This window comes from Anaerocolumna sedimenticola, from assembly GCF_009931695.1.
Lineage (GTDB): Bacteria > Bacillota > Clostridia > Lachnospirales > Lachnospiraceae > Anaerocolumna > Anaerocolumna sedimenticola.
In genome coordinates this window covers 1,146,174-1,163,154 of the sequence record NZ_CP048000.1, presented here as the reverse complement: position 1 = coordinate 1,163,154, position 16,981 = coordinate 1,146,174, and the positions used below count along the sequence as shown (strand labels likewise).

Here is a 16,981-nt window from a genome sequence, read left to right as displayed (position 1 = left end):
CAAAAATAGATAATGGTTTACCATAAGATCCAATATTTAATAATACTTATATAAAATAACGAAACTAACCGGATAGGAGGTAAGATGGATATAAAAAAGCAAGAACTCCAGGACTTGGTAATTAAACAGATAGATTTATCGAAAGAATTACAAGATGATGAAATTCTGGAGATAATAGACGATATTTTACTAAAGGAAAGTAAAAATAATTACATAAGTTTGCAGGATAAAAGGCAGCTTAGGAAAGATATATTTAATTCTATCCGTAGATTGGATATATTACAGGAGCTGATTGAAGACAGTTCCATAACGGAAATCATGATTAATGGTGCCAATAATATATTTATAGAACAAAATGGGGCAATCCGTTCCTGGAATAAACAATTTGAATCAGTAAAAAAGCTGGAAGATGTGGTTCAGCAGATTGTATCTAAATCAAACAGGATTATTAATGAGGCAAGCCCTATAGTAGATGCAAGATTATCAGATGGTTCCAGAGTTAATATTGTTCTCCCACCGGTAGCTTTGGAAGGCCCCATAGTTACCATTAGAAAATTCCCTGATAATCCCATTACCATTAAAAGATTAATCGAAATTGGTGCTGTTACAGATGAAGTTGCAAAATTTTTAGAAAAATTAGTAATAGCAGGTTACAACATATTCATAAGCGGCGGTACCGGTTCCGGTAAAACAACATTTCTTAATGTTCTTTCTAACTTTATTCCCAAAGATGAAAGAGTAATCACCATAGAAGATTCAGCAGAACTTCAAATCAAGTCGATTCCCAATCTGGTTAAATTAGAAGCCCGTAATGCAAATGTGGAGGGTAAAAATGCTGTAACCATTAGGGATCTTATAAAATCAAGCCTTCGAATGCGCCCGGATCGAATCGTGGTGGGCGAAGTAAGAGATGCAGCTGCGATTGACATGCTTCAGGCTATGAACAGCGGTCATGACGGATCTTTGTCAACAGGCCACGCAAATTCTACGGTAGATATGTTAAACCGCTTGGAGACATTAGTTTTAATGGGGGCAGATATACCTTTAATGGCGGTAAGAAAACAAATTGCTTCCGCTATTGATGTTATTGTTCATCTGGGAAGATTAAGAGATAAGAGCAGAAAAGTACTTGAAGTATCGGAAGTTTTAGATTGTGTAGACGGTGAAATTGAAGTAAATAAACTTTATGTTTTTAAGGAATCGGGAGAAGATGATAATGGTAAAGTTCTGGGAGAGCTACAAAAGACCAATAACGAATTAATTAATTTAGCAAAATTAAGTAAAGCGGGGATTCTGTGATGGATTATAACAATTACCAAACAACAAAAAAAGAACAGATAAGATATTTTATCCAGGGAATCCTGATAGGAACTGGGTTAGGAATTTTATTTTATTCAAATCTGCTTGGAATCTTATTACTAATGCCTTACGCGTTTATTCATGTGCATAGTAAAAAAAAGCAATTAGTAGAAAAAAGAAAGTGGCAGTTAAACTTAGAATTCAGAGATGGGCTTGCCAGCTTGTCGGCAGCACTGAATGCAGGTTACTCCGTAGAAAATGCATTCAGCCAGGCAGTGACGGATCTGAAGCTTTTATACTCTCCCGATGCTTTGATAGTAAAGGAATTCGAGGGAATTGTGAATAAACTGGATATGAATAGACCTGTAGAAGATGCATTAAGCGACTTTGCAGAGAGAAGCGGATTAGATGATATTAAAAATTTTGCAGAGGTGTTTATAACAGCCAAAAGGACCGGTGGGGACATTATTAAAATCATCCGAAGTACAGGCAATACGATCAGTGATAAAATCGAAGTCAGAAGAGAAATTGTTACACTAATTTCAGGTAAAAAGCTTGAAGCAGATATAATGAGCTTAATACCAATCGGTATAATTTTATATTTAAGGTTTTTTTCCTCAGGATTTTTGAATCCGCTTTATCATAATCCATTTGGGTTTCTGTTTATGTCAGCCGTACTGATTTTATATTATGGAGTCTATCAATTAACACAGAAAATCATAAGTATTGAAGTATAAGAAAAATTACTATGATTTAACTATAGTACATCAAAAGAGAGAGGTTTTAGCCGGGAATGATTTTATTAAATATTTTAATTTTAATCTTCTTTGTTATAGTCTGGATTATTTCTAAAAATTATAACAAAGATGACATACAAAAACTAAATAAAAATGAGCATAAACTGGTAGCTTTCTATCCTCTTGGTTTATTTCTGATGGATAAGTTACGGATAGATAAAAATAAAGATTCCCATCATCTGGAGGAGCCGCTTAGAGCCTTATACGTGGGGAATCAACTGGATTATATAAAAAAAATGTATTTGTGCAATAAAGTGGTTATTACAGTTCTTATCATTTTTTTAGCTAACTTTTTTGCACTTCTAAGTAATTTTCAAGCCATAACAAATAAACAATTATTGGACGGAAAATATCTTCAAAGGCCGGGATATGAGAATGGAAGTAAATCGGTTGAGTTAAAAGTAAATGTTTCAGATAAGGATTCGACAATCCTGGAAGAGGATATGGAACTTGACCTGGAAGAAAAGCATTATACCAAAAAGGAATTAAATCAGAAATTTGAATATGCGAAAAAATACATTGATAACCGTATATTAAATAAAAATGAATCATCTGAAAAAATAATATCAGATCTCAATTTTATTTCCAGGATACCGGATACCGGATTAGCTGTTACGTGGACTACCGGTGATAATAATATTATTGATGCAAAGGGTACATTACATAACGAAGTGTTAGACGAAGAATTATTAATATGGGTCACGGCTCATATATCCTATGAAAACTATTCAGAAGAGTATACCAGATATTTTAAGGTTTTACCGAAACAGTATACCAGGGAAGAATTAACAAGGAAAAAACTTACTGATGCACTTAATGAAGCAAACGAACAATCTAAAACGAAAGACAGGCTTACCCTTCCGGATTCTATAAATAAACTTCATATTTCCTGGGCAGAAAGAGAAGATAAAACAGGCTGGCTGCTTTTGCCCTTCGGAATCGTTTTGGCATATATCATGTTCAAATTAATGGATCGGGATCTGTACGATAAAGTGGAAAAAAGAAACAGGGAAATGCTGCTGGATTATCCGGAAATAATTAATAAATTTACCCTTTTGGTTGGTGCGGGTATGTCTTTATCCAATGCATGGAGTAAAATAACCAGGGATTATAAGGAAAAAGGTGCAAAAACAAGGTATGCTTATGAGGAGATGAATATCACCTATGGAGAGTTAACGCTGGGAACTTCTGAAATTACCGCATATGAAAGATTCGGTAGAAGGGTAAAATTAATTCCTTATCTCAGATTCAGTTCGCTCCTTGCACAAAATGTAAAAAAAGGGTCATCAGAGTTACTAAGGCAATTGGAACTGGAAGCAGCTGAAGCATTCGAAGAAAGAAAGGAATTGGCCAAAAGAATGGGAGAAGAAGCCGGAACCAAGCTGCTGGTTCCCATGATGTTAATGCTTATTATTGTATTAGTTATTATTTTAATTCCGGCATTTATATCTTTACAGCTATAATTGTTAATTAACCTGCAAGTAAGTCTGCAGCTTATAAAGCGTAAATGCAGACCAAAGAATATCTGCTTTGACTAATAACTTATACTTCTGTGCGTTTAAATGGAAAAATAATAAGGTTGCTTTACATTATTAAGTATAAGCAAGGTTAAAAAATAAAAAGAATAAATAGGAGGTTTACCCATGAATAAAATTAAAGAATTTATTAATGAGGAAGATGGAATAGCAATTGTGGAAATTATATTAATATTAGTATTATTAATCGGTCTGGTCGTTATATTTAGAGATAAGATTGTGGATTTAACAGAAAAAATCATAAATTCAATTACAGCTGATATGAATAATATTAATCCTGAATCGTAACTGAATAATATGAATTACTTTGATTTACAGTATATCTATAGATATCTTAATTACACGCCGTTGAAAACAGGCAGATGGAGGGCGGATATGAGGAAAGAGAAAGAGGGATCCATTACAGTGTTCTTAAGCCTTATACTACTACTGATTCTGGCGGTTATTATGAGTACGGTTGAATCAGCAAGGGTAAACGGTGCTAAGGTACAATCTGAGCGGGCTCTTAGAGCAGCGATGGATTCTGTACTAGGAGAATATTATCTGCCACTGTTTAAAGAATATCATATATTCGGGCTGGATGGAAGTTTCGGCACGGACAGCCTGAATATGGATAGTATATCCGAAAAGCTAACGGAATATATGGATTATACCTTTCACCCGGGAAAAGGTTTGGAAGATTTAAGAGGATCACCTAATGAATACTTCAACCTATATGGTATTGATACAACTTCGATTAATATTAATAGGGTTAATACTCTGATGGATTTTGACGGGGAATTATTTATTAATCAGGCAGCTTCCTATATGAAGTATAACGAATTAGGGGAAGGATTAGAAAATTTTTTACCTAAGATTACCGGTACGAAAGAATCGGTAAAAGCTCAGGAGGTTCTGGAAGAAAAGCAGAAAACAGAAGAAAGTCTATTCAAAATAGATGAAAGAGTTTTAAGTTTAATGAAATTAATTGATGGGATTAATATAAGCGAGAAAGGAGTGAAAATAAATAAAGACGGTAAAATAGAAATCCAGGATAACTTTGTAAAAGAGATTTTTATATTACCTGCCACAAAAGAAAATATAGGAACTCAAAATGATTTAGTATTTCATTCATTAAAAGGATATTTAACAGACCCTATTCAAATCATTGATTCAGCTGAAAGTGATCTGGAATCACTATATAAAAATAGAGATAAAAAGGACTCAGCAGAAGAAAACTACCAGCGCTTAAAATCCATTGATCAAAGTAAAATTAAAAATCCTAAAGAGCTTTCAGCGCTTAAAAAATCCATATCAAAAGCTAAAAAGAAATTGGATCAGTATAAGAAAATAGAGAAAGAGTTAATTCAGTCTTTAAATGATGCAATAAATGAATTGAACCAACTAGTGAATGGGATTCTGCCGGTTATTAATAGTGCGAAAGGTGTAATCGATGAATTAATACCCTTGCAGAGGGATGCCGGTTTAAAAATACAGGATTACGAAAAATACCTTACAGAGAACAAGGAACTGATAAATGAGGAATTTTATCAGAGTTTATTAGATGATTTAACCATTATGGAAAGATATAAAGGATCGGAAGATAGCAATGGTTCCTTTGACCAATACGATTTTAGGGGTATGAAAGGGACACTTAATATTGATGAAACCATATTAAAACAGATTAAGCCATATACTGAAGAAAAAATAACAACCAGTAAAGAATCCTGGATTGATTATAGTTCGGCACTTACCAATATCAAGAGTATTATTAGAAATTATAGTTATGATAAGCTTCAATTTGATTATAGTACTTTAGTAAAACCCATAGAAAGTGATTCATTTTTTTCTGGCGTTCAGTCTTTGCTGGAGGACGGAATAATGAGCCTTATGATTGATGATACGGACAAAATTTCGGACAAAGAATTAAGCAGCAATGAATTGCCATCCACGCTGCTAAAGATTAAGCAGAGTGAGGAACCCACGGATATTACGTCTTCCATTTCTAAGATGAATTTATCGGGTGGGGTGGGGTTGTTTTCTAATATTATGGGAGATTTCATTAAAGGTGCTGATTTTAAGGAAGCAGCTTTAAATGGGGTGGACAGTGTTGGTAATTTTCTTTTATTACAGGAGTATTTATTAGACCATTTTAGCAGCTTCTGTGAGTCTGATCAGGCGAATGAGATAAAAGCACTTAACTATGAATTGGAATACATCATTATGGGAAAGAGTTCCGATTATGAAAACTTAAGAGCAGTTCTTATGCGTATTTTATTAACACGTACCATAATGAATATGATAACCTTATTAAGCGATAAGAAAAGCAACGAAGAAGCGCGGGTTTTAGCAATTGGTTTTGTCGGTTTTACAGGTCTTCCGGCATTAATGGAAATAACAAAAATGATTATTTTAACGGTATGGGCTTTTGCAGAATCCATAGTTGATATAAACATTTTACTTTTAGGTAAATCTATACCTCTTTTAAAGAAAGGAAGTGAGTTACAAATTGCACTAAATGAAATATTTACTTTAAATAAATCATTAATCCGTTCAAAGGCAAAAAAATTTAAGGAAAATCAATCTTTAATGACTCTTAGCTATCAAGAATATATCAAATTATTTTTATTAATGGAAAGTCAGAAAAATAAAAGTTTTAGAGCAATGGATCTTATACAGGAAAATATCCAGCTAAAGTATGAGGATACCTTTTACATAAAAAACTGTATCTTAGGTTTTCAGGCAGCGGCAGAGTTTGGGATGGATTCTAAATTTATTAATTTTCCGTTCATTCATAAGCAACCAGACAAAAAAGATGATTATCTATATATTTTTTATTCTGTTATAGAAAATGCATATTAAAACTGTTTCATTTTATATCGAATGTATCTTATTTAGAATGGATTGGGATATCCGTTCTTATCTAAATATCTTAAAAATAACTATTAAATCAACAATTTCTCTCTCCAAGAAAACATCATCCAAAACACTTTTTCTTGAACGGATATCCCTATCCATTCTAAATTAACTAAATAACCACTGGTTTTTGTAATAAGGTAAATAGGTAATTACGAAACTAGATAATAGTTACCTAAAATGAGGTAAAGGTTGAAAGGAAATACAATAAAATGAAAAAAAAAAGCCAAATCAAGGTGCAATCGGTTCCCTGACCATAGAAGCAGCCCTGGTATTACCAATTTTTATTTATATAATTATTGCTTTCGCTTATTTTTTACAAATTATAAGAATTCAGGAAAATCTTCAGTATGCAATTACCGAAACAGGATTTTATACTGCTAAATATGCCTATGTATATGATTCCATCAAAGAATATGAGAAAAAGGAAGAAGAAAATAATAAGGATAAAGAGAAAGAAAATAGCTTAGAAGAAGCAACGAACAAAAAATCACAGGAAGAGCAGACTGAAAATAAAAATAATAAGCTTAAAACAAGCCTAGAGGCAGCCATAGCTAAAAGTATTGACAGCACTTATTACAAAATTAAAATACAGGATTATCTTGATAAAAATAAAATTGACCGTTTCTGCATTAGGAATGGTTTTGATGGTATACATACCTATCTGTCAAGCTTTATGAAAGAAGACGATACGATTGACATTATATTGTCATATAATATCAAACTTCCTTTGCTTTTTATATCAATTAAGGATATACCTGTTATTCAAAGAGTACGTATGCGTGGATGGAACGGACATGAAGTTGCTGTTAAAAATACACCGCCTGCTGATTCTGATAAGGGTAATGAGAAAATGGTTTATATAACCGAAACAGGAACCGTATACCACTTGTTTAAAGACTGTACATACCTGGATTTATCCATTCATGAAGTTGATTTTGAACAGATTGATATATTACGAAATAATTCCGGCGGTAAATATAAAAAATGCAGTATATGCGGGGGAAAAAGCATAGGAGTAACAAGCGTGTATATAACTGATTCAGGGGACCGTTATCACAATGATTTAAACTGCAGTGGTCTGAAGCGGACAATAATAACAATTCCTATATCAGAGACAGGCAATCGAAGTTTATGTACCAGATGTAATGCAAAGGAAAAATAGGACAATATTAAGATAAATTTATATTATATATTCAACTTGTTCATTAAAGACTAAAGAACCGGAAAGGTATGGTATTAGAATAGTGAATATGGATTATTTAATCACTCTTTTTGTTTGTATCTGGCTTGTGATTTGCAGCTGGCAGGATATAAAAAAGAAGAGAGTGCATGTGGTTTTAATAGGTATAGGATGCTTAATTATATGTATCTGCTCTTTCATAACAGGGGAGATTACAGTTTGGAGCCGGGTTGCCGGATTAGGTTTAGGATTGCTGTTGTTTTTACTGACCCTGGTAACAAGGGGGCAAATAGGGATTGGAGATGGGCTTATTGTAAGTATAATCGGAATTGGATTAGGTTTTCCTGTAGCAGCATTTACACTTACCTATGGGTTATTTGTCTCTGCCATATTTTCAATTGGATTAATACTCATTAAAAAAGTTAATAAAAAAGCAACGATTCCATTTATCCCATTTATATTTATAGGGTATTTGGGGGTGATTTTGATATGTTAAAAATGGTAAAAGGAAGTTATACCATTGAAGCCGCACTGATATTCCCAACAATTTTATTCATAATAACCAGTCTAATCTATTTAGGTTTTTATCTGCATGATCAGGATAAATTAGAAGCTATTCTGGATGAATACTTAATAAAAGGCAGAGATTTCATTCAATATGAGGCAGATATGCAAACGGGGGTTATTAATTATGATAAATATTATAAAAGAGGTTTATTATATTCCTTAGAAGATAATCTTAAGGAAAAAGAACAGAAGATCTGCAATGATATACAACTGCAATTAACTAACGGATTATTTATTGCCAAAGTAAATTCAATTAATGTAGAAGCCAGCCATACTCATATTAATCTGCAAATAAAAGCTGAGATGGGACTGCCGTTTATTGGGCTGATGCCTTTATTTGCAGAAAGCGGTACATCAATAACAGCCCAAAATAAAGTACCGATTGAAAATAATGCAGAATTTATACGTATCTTTGATATCTTTTTCAGTGTTGCTGATAAAATACCAGTATTGAGTGAGTCATTAAAAAAGCTGCAAGAGATATTAAATAAATTCAGTAATTAAATGGAGGTATTTTATGATACAGGCAGAATATGTAAGAGATATGCACAATAATTATTTGGTTTTAAAAGGTATGGAGGGTATAGTATCCACTTTTGGAGTAAAAATGCTGTTAAACAATTCCATTCCTGGTATTTTAAAAACAGAAGTAAGATGTATTGATCATATGGATTTATTTTATTATGACATAACTGCTAAAACTTCCATATGGGACACGTTTCAAAACAAATCCTATAATTATAATGATATTAAAATGATACTTAGCCAAATAATTGAAACAATAAAAAACAGCGGCGAGTATTTACTATCTGAAAATGACTTTATTATAGAGCCCAATTATATCTTTATGGATGATACATCAAATAAAATAGAATTATGCCATCTGATAGGGCAGCAGGTGGATATCCGGGAACAATTAAGCAAATTTATGGAATATCTTATGAACAAAGTAGATTATAAGGAGGAAGCAGCCGTATTACTGATTTATGCAATGTATAAAGAAAGTAAAGAGGTAGGCTGTACATTTGAGAAATTATTAAAGGAATTAGATAATAAATGCAAGGAACCCAAAGTTAGAAAAATCAGTATGGATAATGTAAATAAAATAAACGAACAGGGTAACACCCAAAATACTGACAATAAAATTCAGAATCATAACAAAATTCCAAATAAAAACAAAATACAAAATAATAACCCGATAAAAAAATACAATTCAATTTCCAAAAAAATTATGGAGGATTTAAATCAGGATTCTCGATCGAAAAAGATCCAAAAGTCCTTGAATAACTTTATAAGAAACTGGTTTGGGAACAGTATTATGGATAAAGAAAAGTTAATACATATGCCGTACTGGAAGAAGTGGAAGTGGAAAGGGAAATCTATTATTTTGGATGGAAAATATATATCCTGGCTTCGGCTTCTATATTCATAGGGCTTCTGGTTTTTATATTGGCCTTACAATTGAAATTACTGCATAACACTTTTGGAACTCATATTGATATGATTAAACTCATTTGTTGTATAATAATTATTTGTGCTATAGAAATATTTATTCTTATTAAGTTATTTGATAAAAACAATAAACGAACCCGGTTGAAAAAAGACGTGGATTATGTGGAACCGTATGAAAATCGGCAAAAGGCGGGGACTCAACAACCGGATACAGATTATCAGTTAGATACAGATTATCAACCAGATACAGATTATCAACCGGATACACATTATCAATCTAGTCAAACGGAATCCAATAATAATATAATAGTTTCAGAAAAAATTATATAAATAATTTGAAATATGATAAAACTCAAGTTTTATGGAGAGAGAAGGATGATCCGGAACAAAATAAAACAGTAATTCTGTCAAAAATAGTACCCAATATAACTTATTTTTTAATTTCTGTTGAATCGGATAATAAGAAGATAAAAGTAGATCATTTTCCGTTTGTAATAGGTAAGCAAACAAAAGGGTCAGACCTTGTCGCTGAAAGTACCTCCGTAAGCCGCCGCCATGCAAGAATTACAAAAGAAGGAGAGAGTATTTTTCTAACTGATTTAAACTCAACCAACGGTTCCTATTTAAATGGAATTAAATTAACGGAGAATAAACCCTACCTTTTAGCTGATAAAGATGAAATAATGTTATCACAAACAAAATACGTATGGTCAGTTAACAGTGAAAAATAGAACAATTAATAGTAGTCAGTTATATACATAAGTTAAATAGAAGTTCCCTTGTATTAAAAGCGAAAGAATAGTATAATCTACCATAAGGAATCGTTTATTCCATAGCTTTTTTATTAGTAAAAAACGATAATGTGGAGGGAATTTACGTGAAAAAATATGTAATGGCGTTGGACCAGGGAACTACCAGTTCCAGATGTATATTATTTGATAAAAGGGGGCAAATTCTTAGTATTGCTCAGAAAGAATTTGAACAGATCTATCCGGTTGCCGGCTGGGTGGAACATAATCCTATGGAGATTTGGTCATCACAGATTAGTGTAGCGGCAGAGGCTATGGCTAAAGTAGGAGCAAACGCAGATGAAATAGCGTCTATCGGAATTACAAACCAAAGGGAAACAACCATTGTATGGAATAAATATACCGGTGAGCCTGTTTACAATGCAATTGTATGGCAATGCAGAAGAACCTCGGATATGATACAGGAATTAAAGAAGTCCGGATTCGACAAGATTATACGAAACAAAACCGGATTAATACCTGATGCATACTTTTCCGGTACGAAAATTAAATGGATATTAGATCATGTAGAGGGTGCAAGAAAAGAAGCAGAAGCAGGTAATTTATTATTTGGTACGGTTGATACCTGGTTAATATGGAATCTTACTAATGGAAGGGTTTTTGTCACTGACTATACCAACGCCTCCAGAACGATGTTATTTGACATTCATAAATTACAATGGGATGAAGAGATATTAAATAAATTAAATATTCCAAGGTCCATGCTTCCGGATGTTAAACCATCCAGCTATATCTACGGTCATACGGATTCCGGGCTGTTAGGAGGTACAATACCTATTGCTGGTGTCGCCGGAGATCAGCAGGCGGCTCTTTTTGGACAATGCTGTTTCGAACGGGGAGAAGTTAAGAATACCTATGGAACAGGTTGCTTTTTACTTATGAATACCGGGGAAGAGGCTATTTCATCCCAAAATGGATTATTAACTACTATAGCAGCAAGTGAAAAGGATAAGGTGCAGTATGCCTTAGAGGGCAGTGTATTTGTGGCGGGAGCAGCAATCCAATGGCTGCGAGACGAGCTGGGTATCATAAAGTCGGCAGCTGAATCGGAAGAATTGGCTGCGGCAGTAAAAGACAGCAGTGGTGTGTATGTGGTTCCTGCTTTTTCAGGTCTTGGTGCACCGTATTGGGATCAGTATGCAAGAGGTACCATAGTAGGTATAACGAGAGGTTTTAATAAAGAGCATTTAGTACGCGCAACGTTAGAATCTATTGCTTATCAGACGTATGATGTATTAAAAGCCATGGAACAGGATGCAGGAAATACTTTAAAAACCTTAAAAGTAGATGGCGGTGCGTCTGCAAATAATTTTCTCATGCAGTTTCAGGCAGATATACTGGATGTAGTTGTACATAGACCGTCCTGTATTGAAACTACGGCTCTGGGAGCAGCTTATCTTGCAGGGCTGGCTACAGGATATTGGAAAGATAAAACCGAAATTAAAGAAAATTGGGCCTTATCCAGGACCTTTACATCAGATATGATAAAAGAGCAGAGAGACAAATTAATACATGGTTGGAAGAGGGCTGTACAGCGATCTTTTGAATGGACGGAATAAATTTATATGATCATTGAGAAAATCAGAACCAAACTAGTTGAAAAGGGATTTCAAAAGGTGGAGGTAAATGTCAAAGGCATTTATCTTCTTTATCATACTTTTGATAATGAAATTAATATATTTGCAATTTTTGATTTTAAGGCAGGTACTGAATTTACTTATGACCAGTTTAAAAATATTCAAGCACAGCTATATAAGAATTATTCGGAGAAGGGATTTACTTCTATCCATATTCAGGCTATTATCTGTACCGATCACGTAGAAGCTGTGCGTAATCTTACGTTAAGCGGAAGGAATGTATGGATTATCGATACTCTTCATGTAAGGTTGATTATTTATGAGGACCAGAACCCTGATTTTGTGGGTACTCGAAGTGAATTAGAGGATATTTTATTAAGTTTGCAGATTTCCGGTTCGGGGGCAGAACCATTTCTTAATTCTCCTGACGAATTCAGGGAAAATGCAGTAACCGGTTCTTTTTGGACAAAATATTTTGCAAAATGCAATACCTTTCTGGTGCTTTTGAATATACTTGTATTTTTTATCATAGAAAGAGGTTATATACCCTTTTTAAATAATGGTATTGTAGATGCGGGAGCATTATATTGGCCTGCGATAAAATATAAGGATGAATATTACCGTTTATTTACTTACATGTTTTTGCATGGAGGTATGGAACATCTAGCCAATAACATGATTGTACTGCTTATTATTGGTGATAATGTGGAAAGGGCTTCCGGTAAGTGGAGGTATTTATTAATCTATTTTGGTTCAGGAATTATTGCAGGGATTGCATCCATGAGTTATAATATGGTAAATAATTTAAATACCATTTCTATAGGTGCTTCCGGTGCTATATTCGGAGTGGTAGGCGCTATGGCTTATATTGTTGCAGTAAATAAAGGCCGGCTGGAGGATATTAGTACAAGGCAGATTATTCTATTCGTAATATTCAGCTTATATGGAGGCCTGACAAGTCAGGGTGTGGATAATGCCGCTCATATCGGAGGACTGTTAGCGGGTATTGTACTTGCAGCCATCTTGTATCGTAAACATAAGAAAAAGGAACCGGAAAGGGGTTAAAACATGAATGTAAATATTTATTATGGCGGAAGGGGACTTATAGAGGATCCTACTTTATACGTTATTAATAAATTAACCGAGGTCTTAAATGAAATTCGTGTTAATGTTGTCAGGTATAACTTATATGAAGAAAAAAATGCGATTGCTGTTTTGCCTAAAACCTTAAAAGAAGCTGACGGTGTTATATTGGCTACTACAGTGGAATGGCTGGGTATTGGAGGGTATATGCAGCAATTCCTGGATGCCTGCTGGCTTTATGCAGATAAGGAACATATCAGTAAATTATATATGCTTCCTGTGGTTATGGCGAATTCTTATGGAGAAAGAGAAGCAGAGCTGTATTTAATTAAAGCCTGGGAAATGCTGGGAGGAATTGCCTGCAATGGTCTGCGTGCTTATGTTGAGGATCACGTAGACTTTGAGACTAATTCTGCATATGGGCAGATTATTGAGAAACAGGCAGAATTATTCTACAAGATAATTAATCAGAAAACAAAAATGCTCCCGGTAAGCAATTCAGTCATTCGAAACAATGTTTTAAGGTCTGCTTCCATTGATTTAACACCTCAGGAAAGTGAACAATTATCCATGTATGTATCGGATGATACTTATGTTAAAAAACAGAAAGAGGATATTGAGGAATTGGCTCAAATATTTAAGGGAATGCTTGGTACACAGGAAAATGAAAATCATCAGGAGTTTATACGAAATCTGAAAGAAAATTTCCATCCTCTGAATGATTTTAAAGCCATTTATGCTATTACTATGACGGATACTGACAGGACTATGGTTATTGAAGTAGACGGTATAAACTTGAATTGTTTTTATGGAGAAAAAGAAGACGCGGATGTTAACGCTAGAACCACGTATGATATTATAAATAAAATAATAAACGGCCGTATGACGATGCAGAGAGCTTTTATGTCCGGTGATCTTACGGCAAAAGGGAATTTTAAAACATTACGAACTTTTGACCAGGTATTTCAGTTTAATATTTTATAAATATAGATATATACTATCATTGAACTATACTAACTTTGTATGTGGAATTTCGGATTGTTTCGCAGCATTGAAGAACATGCCCAAAGTATGCATCTTATGAAATATTTATATTTTTATATATTTTGTAAGCCGAAGTACACTTGTGCTTTGATCGTTAGAACCGCAGTGACTGAATAGTCGGAAATTTCAAAGGATTAGCTATTAAGCTAATCCTTTGAAATTAACAGGTATTTGGGGTCAAAATTATGTAAAGTGTAATTATGTCCTGAACGTCAGAATAAGCAGTATGGGGGGAGTTCCCATATTGTTTAAACAGTTGTTATTCAAATAGTGGCAATTGGATAATAAAGCTTGTTTTCTCCTCAGAAGAGGTCACTTCGATCGTGCCGTTATGAGCTGCAATGATATTGGAAGAAATCGCTAGTCCAAGACCGGAACCACCAGACTTATAGGTTACAAATGGTCTAAAAATAGTGGGCAATTCATCAGGGGGTATCATTCTACCGTTATTTTGGACTTCAATTGTCAGATATGATGGTGCAAATACTTTGCATACTATGTTAATATAGCAGCCGCTTTCCGTTGCTTCAAAAGCGTTACGAATCAAGTTCGTAAAGACCTGGCTAATTTTAACTGAGTCTAAGGAATAGCTGATATAATAGGGGATATCAGCTTCTGCTATTGTTAATGACAATTCAATACCGTTTTGCTCGGCAAGGGGTCGAAAGGTGCTTACTATCGATTTGAGTAAAAGAAAGAAATTTTGCTTTTGCTTGTTAACTGACTCACTGTGATTAAATTTACTAACCTCTATTAATAAAGTTTCTAATCCGTCAATATCTTCTTTTAACTGATCCCAGTATTTAAAGTTCTTAACTTCGGGATTTACGGTTTCAATTAATTGTGCAGTACTTTTAATTAGGGTTAGGGGGTTACGTAACTCATGAGAGATTTGTGAGGTAAGAAGCTTACATTCATTTGAAACTTTGTTAAAATAATAAGCAAAATCGTTGTTGGAATTCATTAATTCCGTTAGCTTTTGTTGTTCTTCCTTCGTAAACATTTTGTTCACCTCCTGAGCTAATATTAGCAGAATATGGTACATTATACAATAAAATCTCGTTTACAAGAAACGACAGTAAACACTTTTAAAATACTTAATAAGAGGCTATAAATGAAACAAAAATTGTAGAATTATAAATTATAAGATTTTGGAGGCAGAAATATGAATAATAATTGTATATTTTGTAAGATTATTGGGAATGAAATTTCTTCTGTTACGCTGTATGAAGATGACGATTTTAAGGTAATAATGGATATTTCTCCCGCAGTCAAGGGACATGCCGTCTTAATACCGAAGAAACACATTGCCAACATTTTTGAGATGGATGAGGATACCGCATCTAAAATTTTCGTTGTTGCGGCTAAAGTAGCAAAAGCCATGCAGGAAGAGCTAAAGTGTGATGGTTTGAACATTCTGCAAAACAATGGAGATGCAGCAGGTCAGACAGTATTCCATTTTCACATCCATCTCATCCCCAGATATATAGGCGATTCCGTGCGTATTACCTGGGCTCATGACAGTTATAAAGCAGGAGAAGCAGAAATGATAGCTGCTGCGATAAATAAACGAATCTAAAAATTCAAATTTTATTATAAAAAAGCTTATGATCATAAACTGCCCCCAATCGGTGAAGCAAAGTCTTTCCATTAGATTTTTTCTAACAAAAGGGATTACGGCCCATCGATTTATAGGGGCAGTTTTTGTATTATAATTGCATTAGGAACCGAAACATCCTGTCTTCATTACCAGGTAAAAAATCATGCCCAAAATCCGGATAGATGTTAGCTTCTTTTGGGGCGGTAATCTTATTATATGCTGCAAACTGAGTAGAAGGCGGGCAAATATTATCCATTAATGTAATTGCCATCTGAACCTGACCTTTAATTCTTGGAACTAAGTTTTGCACGTCTATGTAACCAAGGCGGTTAAATACCTCATCTTCTCTTTCATGAAGGGGATCAAAAAAGCGAAAATAGGATTGCAGTTCTTTATATGCATCCTTTGCTAAATCCATTTCCCAGACTCTTTTATAATCACATAAGAAAGGATACTGTATGGTAACCTTTGCAATTCGCGGTTCTAAGGAAGCGCAGGCGAGGGAGAGCCCGCCTCCCTGGGATACGCCGTATACACCTACTCTGTTTTCATCAACCTTGGGCATTTCCATTATAATTTTAGCAAGCTGTGCGGTATCAAGGAAAATATTGCGCATAAGCATATTATCAGGGTCTCCGTCTAATCCTCTGATAATGTGACCTTCCATGGTATTACCTTTAATACCTCCCACATCCTCCGATAAACCGCCCTGACCTCTGCAATCCAGGGCTGCAACTACAAAACCGGCCGCCGCAAAGGGGAGTTTATCAAACCAGTTGCCGCAATTACCGGTATACCCGTGAAAATTTAATACGGCCGGTGCTGATCCTTCGATTTTTTTAGGTATTAATAATTTAGCATGAATTCTGGCACCTTTTACTCCGCGGTAAAACAGGTCATAACAGTAAGCATAAGGTGTTTCGAAATCGGATTTTATAAACTCCGGTTCTGCTTTTACTTCATTCATCTCTTTTAATGCCCGGGCCCAATATTCATCAAAATCGTCCGGTTTCGGTGAGCTGCCCGAATATTTTTTCAGCTCCTGTAAAGGCATATCCAACATTGGCATATCATCAATCTCCTCTTCTCTGTATTTATCTTAAAATCACTAAAATGAATAATATTAAAAATATATATTAT

The 16,981-nt window shown here is 34.2% G+C and carries 17 protein-coding genes; 15 read left to right on the top strand and 2 right to left on the bottom strand.

The genetic code is table 11. The features are described from left to right. Positions 1-84 precede the first annotated feature (84 nt). The 14 genes from Ana3638_RS05185 to Ana3638_RS05120 all read left to right on the top strand — a co-directional run bounded on the left by Ana3638_RS05185 (position 85) and on the right by Ana3638_RS05120 (position 14,181). Positions 85-1,299, top strand: coding sequence for a CpaF family protein (locus tag Ana3638_RS05185; protein WP_161837085.1), 1,215 nt, complete (start codon positions 85-87; stop codon positions 1,297-1,299). After that, complete coding sequence (locus Ana3638_RS05180) at positions 1,299-2,036, top strand: type II secretion system F family protein (RefSeq protein WP_161837084.1); 738 nt, start codon at positions 1,299-1,301, stop codon at positions 2,034-2,036. Before Ana3638_RS05185 ends, Ana3638_RS05180 begins: the two co-directional genes overlap by 1 nt. Positions 2,037-2,092: 56 nt before the next feature. Then, positions 2,093-3,559, top strand: a complete 1,467-nt coding sequence (locus Ana3638_RS05175; protein ID WP_161837083.1) for a hypothetical protein — start codon at positions 2,093-2,095, stop codon at positions 3,557-3,559. Between the two features lie 180 nt (positions 3,560-3,739). Beyond that, positions 3,740-3,919: a Flp1 family type IVb pilin gene (locus Ana3638_RS05170; protein WP_161837082.1), complete on the top strand. Its 180-nt coding sequence runs from the start codon at positions 3,740-3,742 to the stop codon at positions 3,917-3,919. Positions 3,920-4,006: 87 nt separating this feature from the next. Continuing rightward, complete coding sequence (locus Ana3638_RS05165) at positions 4,007-6,472, top strand: DUF5702 domain-containing protein (protein WP_161837081.1); 2,466 nt, start codon at positions 4,007-4,009, stop codon at positions 6,470-6,472. Between the two features lie 730 nt (positions 6,473-7,202). Next, positions 7,203-7,691 (top strand): hypothetical protein, encoded by a 489-nt coding sequence (locus Ana3638_RS05160; protein ID WP_161837080.1) that lies wholly within the window; start codon positions 7,203-7,205, stop codon positions 7,689-7,691. 88 nt (positions 7,692-7,779) lie between these two features. Next, the gene (locus tag Ana3638_RS05155) at positions 7,780-8,205 is read left to right on the top strand and encodes a prepilin peptidase (RefSeq protein ID WP_161837079.1); all 426 of its coding nucleotides are present in this window, start codon (positions 7,780-7,782) and stop codon (positions 8,203-8,205) included. Continuing rightward, on the top strand, positions 8,199-8,780 hold the full coding sequence (locus tag Ana3638_RS05150; RefSeq protein WP_161837078.1) for a TadE/TadG family type IV pilus assembly protein: 582 nt from the start codon (positions 8,199-8,201) through the stop codon (positions 8,778-8,780). Before Ana3638_RS05155 ends, Ana3638_RS05150 begins: the two co-directional genes overlap by 7 nt. Positions 8,781-8,793: 13 nt before the next feature. Next, complete coding sequence (locus Ana3638_RS05145) at positions 8,794-9,708, top strand: DUF6382 domain-containing protein (protein ID WP_161837077.1); 915 nt, start codon at positions 8,794-8,796, stop codon at positions 9,706-9,708. After that, positions 9,642-10,058, top strand: a complete 417-nt coding sequence (locus Ana3638_RS05140) for a hypothetical protein (RefSeq protein WP_161837076.1) — start codon at positions 9,642-9,644, stop codon at positions 10,056-10,058. Before Ana3638_RS05145 ends, Ana3638_RS05140 begins: the two co-directional genes overlap by 67 nt. A 5-nt stretch (positions 10,059-10,063) precedes the next feature. Further along, positions 10,064-10,459, top strand: coding sequence for an FHA domain-containing protein (locus Ana3638_RS05135; RefSeq protein ID WP_161837075.1), 396 nt, complete (start codon positions 10,064-10,066; stop codon positions 10,457-10,459). 146 nt (positions 10,460-10,605) lie between these two features. After that, positions 10,606-12,096 carry a glycerol kinase GlpK gene (glpK, locus tag Ana3638_RS05130; RefSeq protein ID WP_161837074.1) on the top strand — a complete coding sequence of 497 codons (1,491 nt, stop codon included), beginning with the start codon at positions 10,606-10,608 and terminating at the stop codon, positions 12,094-12,096. Between the two features lie 6 nt (positions 12,097-12,102). Then, positions 12,103-13,179 carry a rhomboid family intramembrane serine protease gene (locus tag Ana3638_RS05125; RefSeq protein ID WP_161837073.1) on the top strand — a complete coding sequence of 359 codons (1,077 nt, stop codon included), beginning with the start codon at positions 12,103-12,105 and terminating at the stop codon, positions 13,177-13,179. Positions 13,180-13,182: 3 nt separating this feature from the next. Continuing rightward, positions 13,183-14,181, top strand: a complete 999-nt coding sequence (locus tag Ana3638_RS05120; protein ID WP_161837072.1) for an SCP2 sterol-binding domain-containing protein — start codon at positions 13,183-13,185, stop codon at positions 14,179-14,181. 319 nt (positions 14,182-14,500) lie between these two features. On the opposite strand, the gene Ana3638_RS05115 is transcribed toward Ana3638_RS05120, so the two are convergent. Beyond that, on the bottom strand, positions 14,501-15,244 hold the full coding sequence (locus tag Ana3638_RS05115; RefSeq protein ID WP_161837071.1) for a sensor histidine kinase: 744 nt from the start codon (positions 15,242-15,244) through the stop codon (positions 14,501-14,503). A gap of 162 nt (positions 15,245-15,406) precedes the next feature. Between Ana3638_RS05115 and Ana3638_RS05110 the strand changes: the two genes are divergently transcribed. Beyond that, the gene (locus tag Ana3638_RS05110) at positions 15,407-15,820 is read left to right on the top strand and encodes an HIT family protein (RefSeq protein WP_161837070.1); all 414 of its coding nucleotides are present in this window, start codon (positions 15,407-15,409) and stop codon (positions 15,818-15,820) included. 130 nt (positions 15,821-15,950) lie between these two features. Here Ana3638_RS05110 and Ana3638_RS05105 read toward each other — a convergent pair whose 3' ends face one another. After that, on the bottom strand, positions 15,951-16,910 hold the full coding sequence (locus Ana3638_RS05105; protein ID WP_161837069.1) for an acetylxylan esterase: 960 nt from the start codon (positions 16,908-16,910) through the stop codon (positions 15,951-15,953). Between the last annotated feature and the right edge of the window lie 71 nt (positions 16,911-16,981).

What these genes read in the sequence shown, in the direction of transcription:
- Ana3638_RS05180 (WP_161837084.1), top strand. Translation starts at nt 1,299, where the DNA reads ATGGATTATAACAATTACCAAACAACAAAAAAAGAACAGATAAGATAT.
- Ana3638_RS05105 (WP_161837069.1), bottom strand. Translation starts at nt 16,910, where the DNA reads ATGCCAATGTTGGATATGCCTTTACAGGAGCTGAAAAAATATTCGGGC.
- Ana3638_RS05175 (WP_161837083.1), top strand. Translation starts at nt 2,093, where the DNA reads ATGATTTTATTAAATATTTTAATTTTAATCTTCTTTGTTATAGTCTGG.
- Ana3638_RS05125 (WP_161837073.1), top strand. Translation starts at nt 12,103, where the DNA reads ATGATCATTGAGAAAATCAGAACCAAACTAGTTGAAAAGGGATTTCAA.
- Ana3638_RS05160 (WP_161837080.1), top strand. Translation starts at nt 7,203, where the DNA reads ATGAAAGAAGACGATACGATTGACATTATATTGTCATATAATATCAAA.
- Ana3638_RS05185 (WP_161837085.1), top strand. Translation starts at nt 85, where the DNA reads ATGGATATAAAAAAGCAAGAACTCCAGGACTTGGTAATTAAACAGATA.
- Ana3638_RS05150 (WP_161837078.1), top strand. Translation starts at nt 8,199, where the DNA reads ATGTTAAAAATGGTAAAAGGAAGTTATACCATTGAAGCCGCACTGATA.
- Ana3638_RS05145 (WP_161837077.1), top strand. Translation starts at nt 8,794, where the DNA reads ATGATACAGGCAGAATATGTAAGAGATATGCACAATAATTATTTGGTT.
- Ana3638_RS05120 (WP_161837072.1), top strand. Translation starts at nt 13,183, where the DNA reads ATGAATGTAAATATTTATTATGGCGGAAGGGGACTTATAGAGGATCCT.
- Ana3638_RS05115 (WP_161837071.1), bottom strand. Translation starts at nt 15,244, where the DNA reads ATGTTTACGAAGGAAGAACAACAAAAGCTAACGGAATTAATGAATTCC.
- Ana3638_RS05170 (WP_161837082.1), top strand. Translation starts at nt 3,740, where the DNA reads ATGAATAAAATTAAAGAATTTATTAATGAGGAAGATGGAATAGCAATT.
- Ana3638_RS05110 (WP_161837070.1), top strand. Translation starts at nt 15,407, where the DNA reads ATGAATAATAATTGTATATTTTGTAAGATTATTGGGAATGAAATTTCT.
- Ana3638_RS05155 (WP_161837079.1), top strand. Translation starts at nt 7,780, where the DNA reads ATGGATTATTTAATCACTCTTTTTGTTTGTATCTGGCTTGTGATTTGC.
- Ana3638_RS05165 (WP_161837081.1), top strand. Translation starts at nt 4,007, where the DNA reads ATGAGGAAAGAGAAAGAGGGATCCATTACAGTGTTCTTAAGCCTTATA.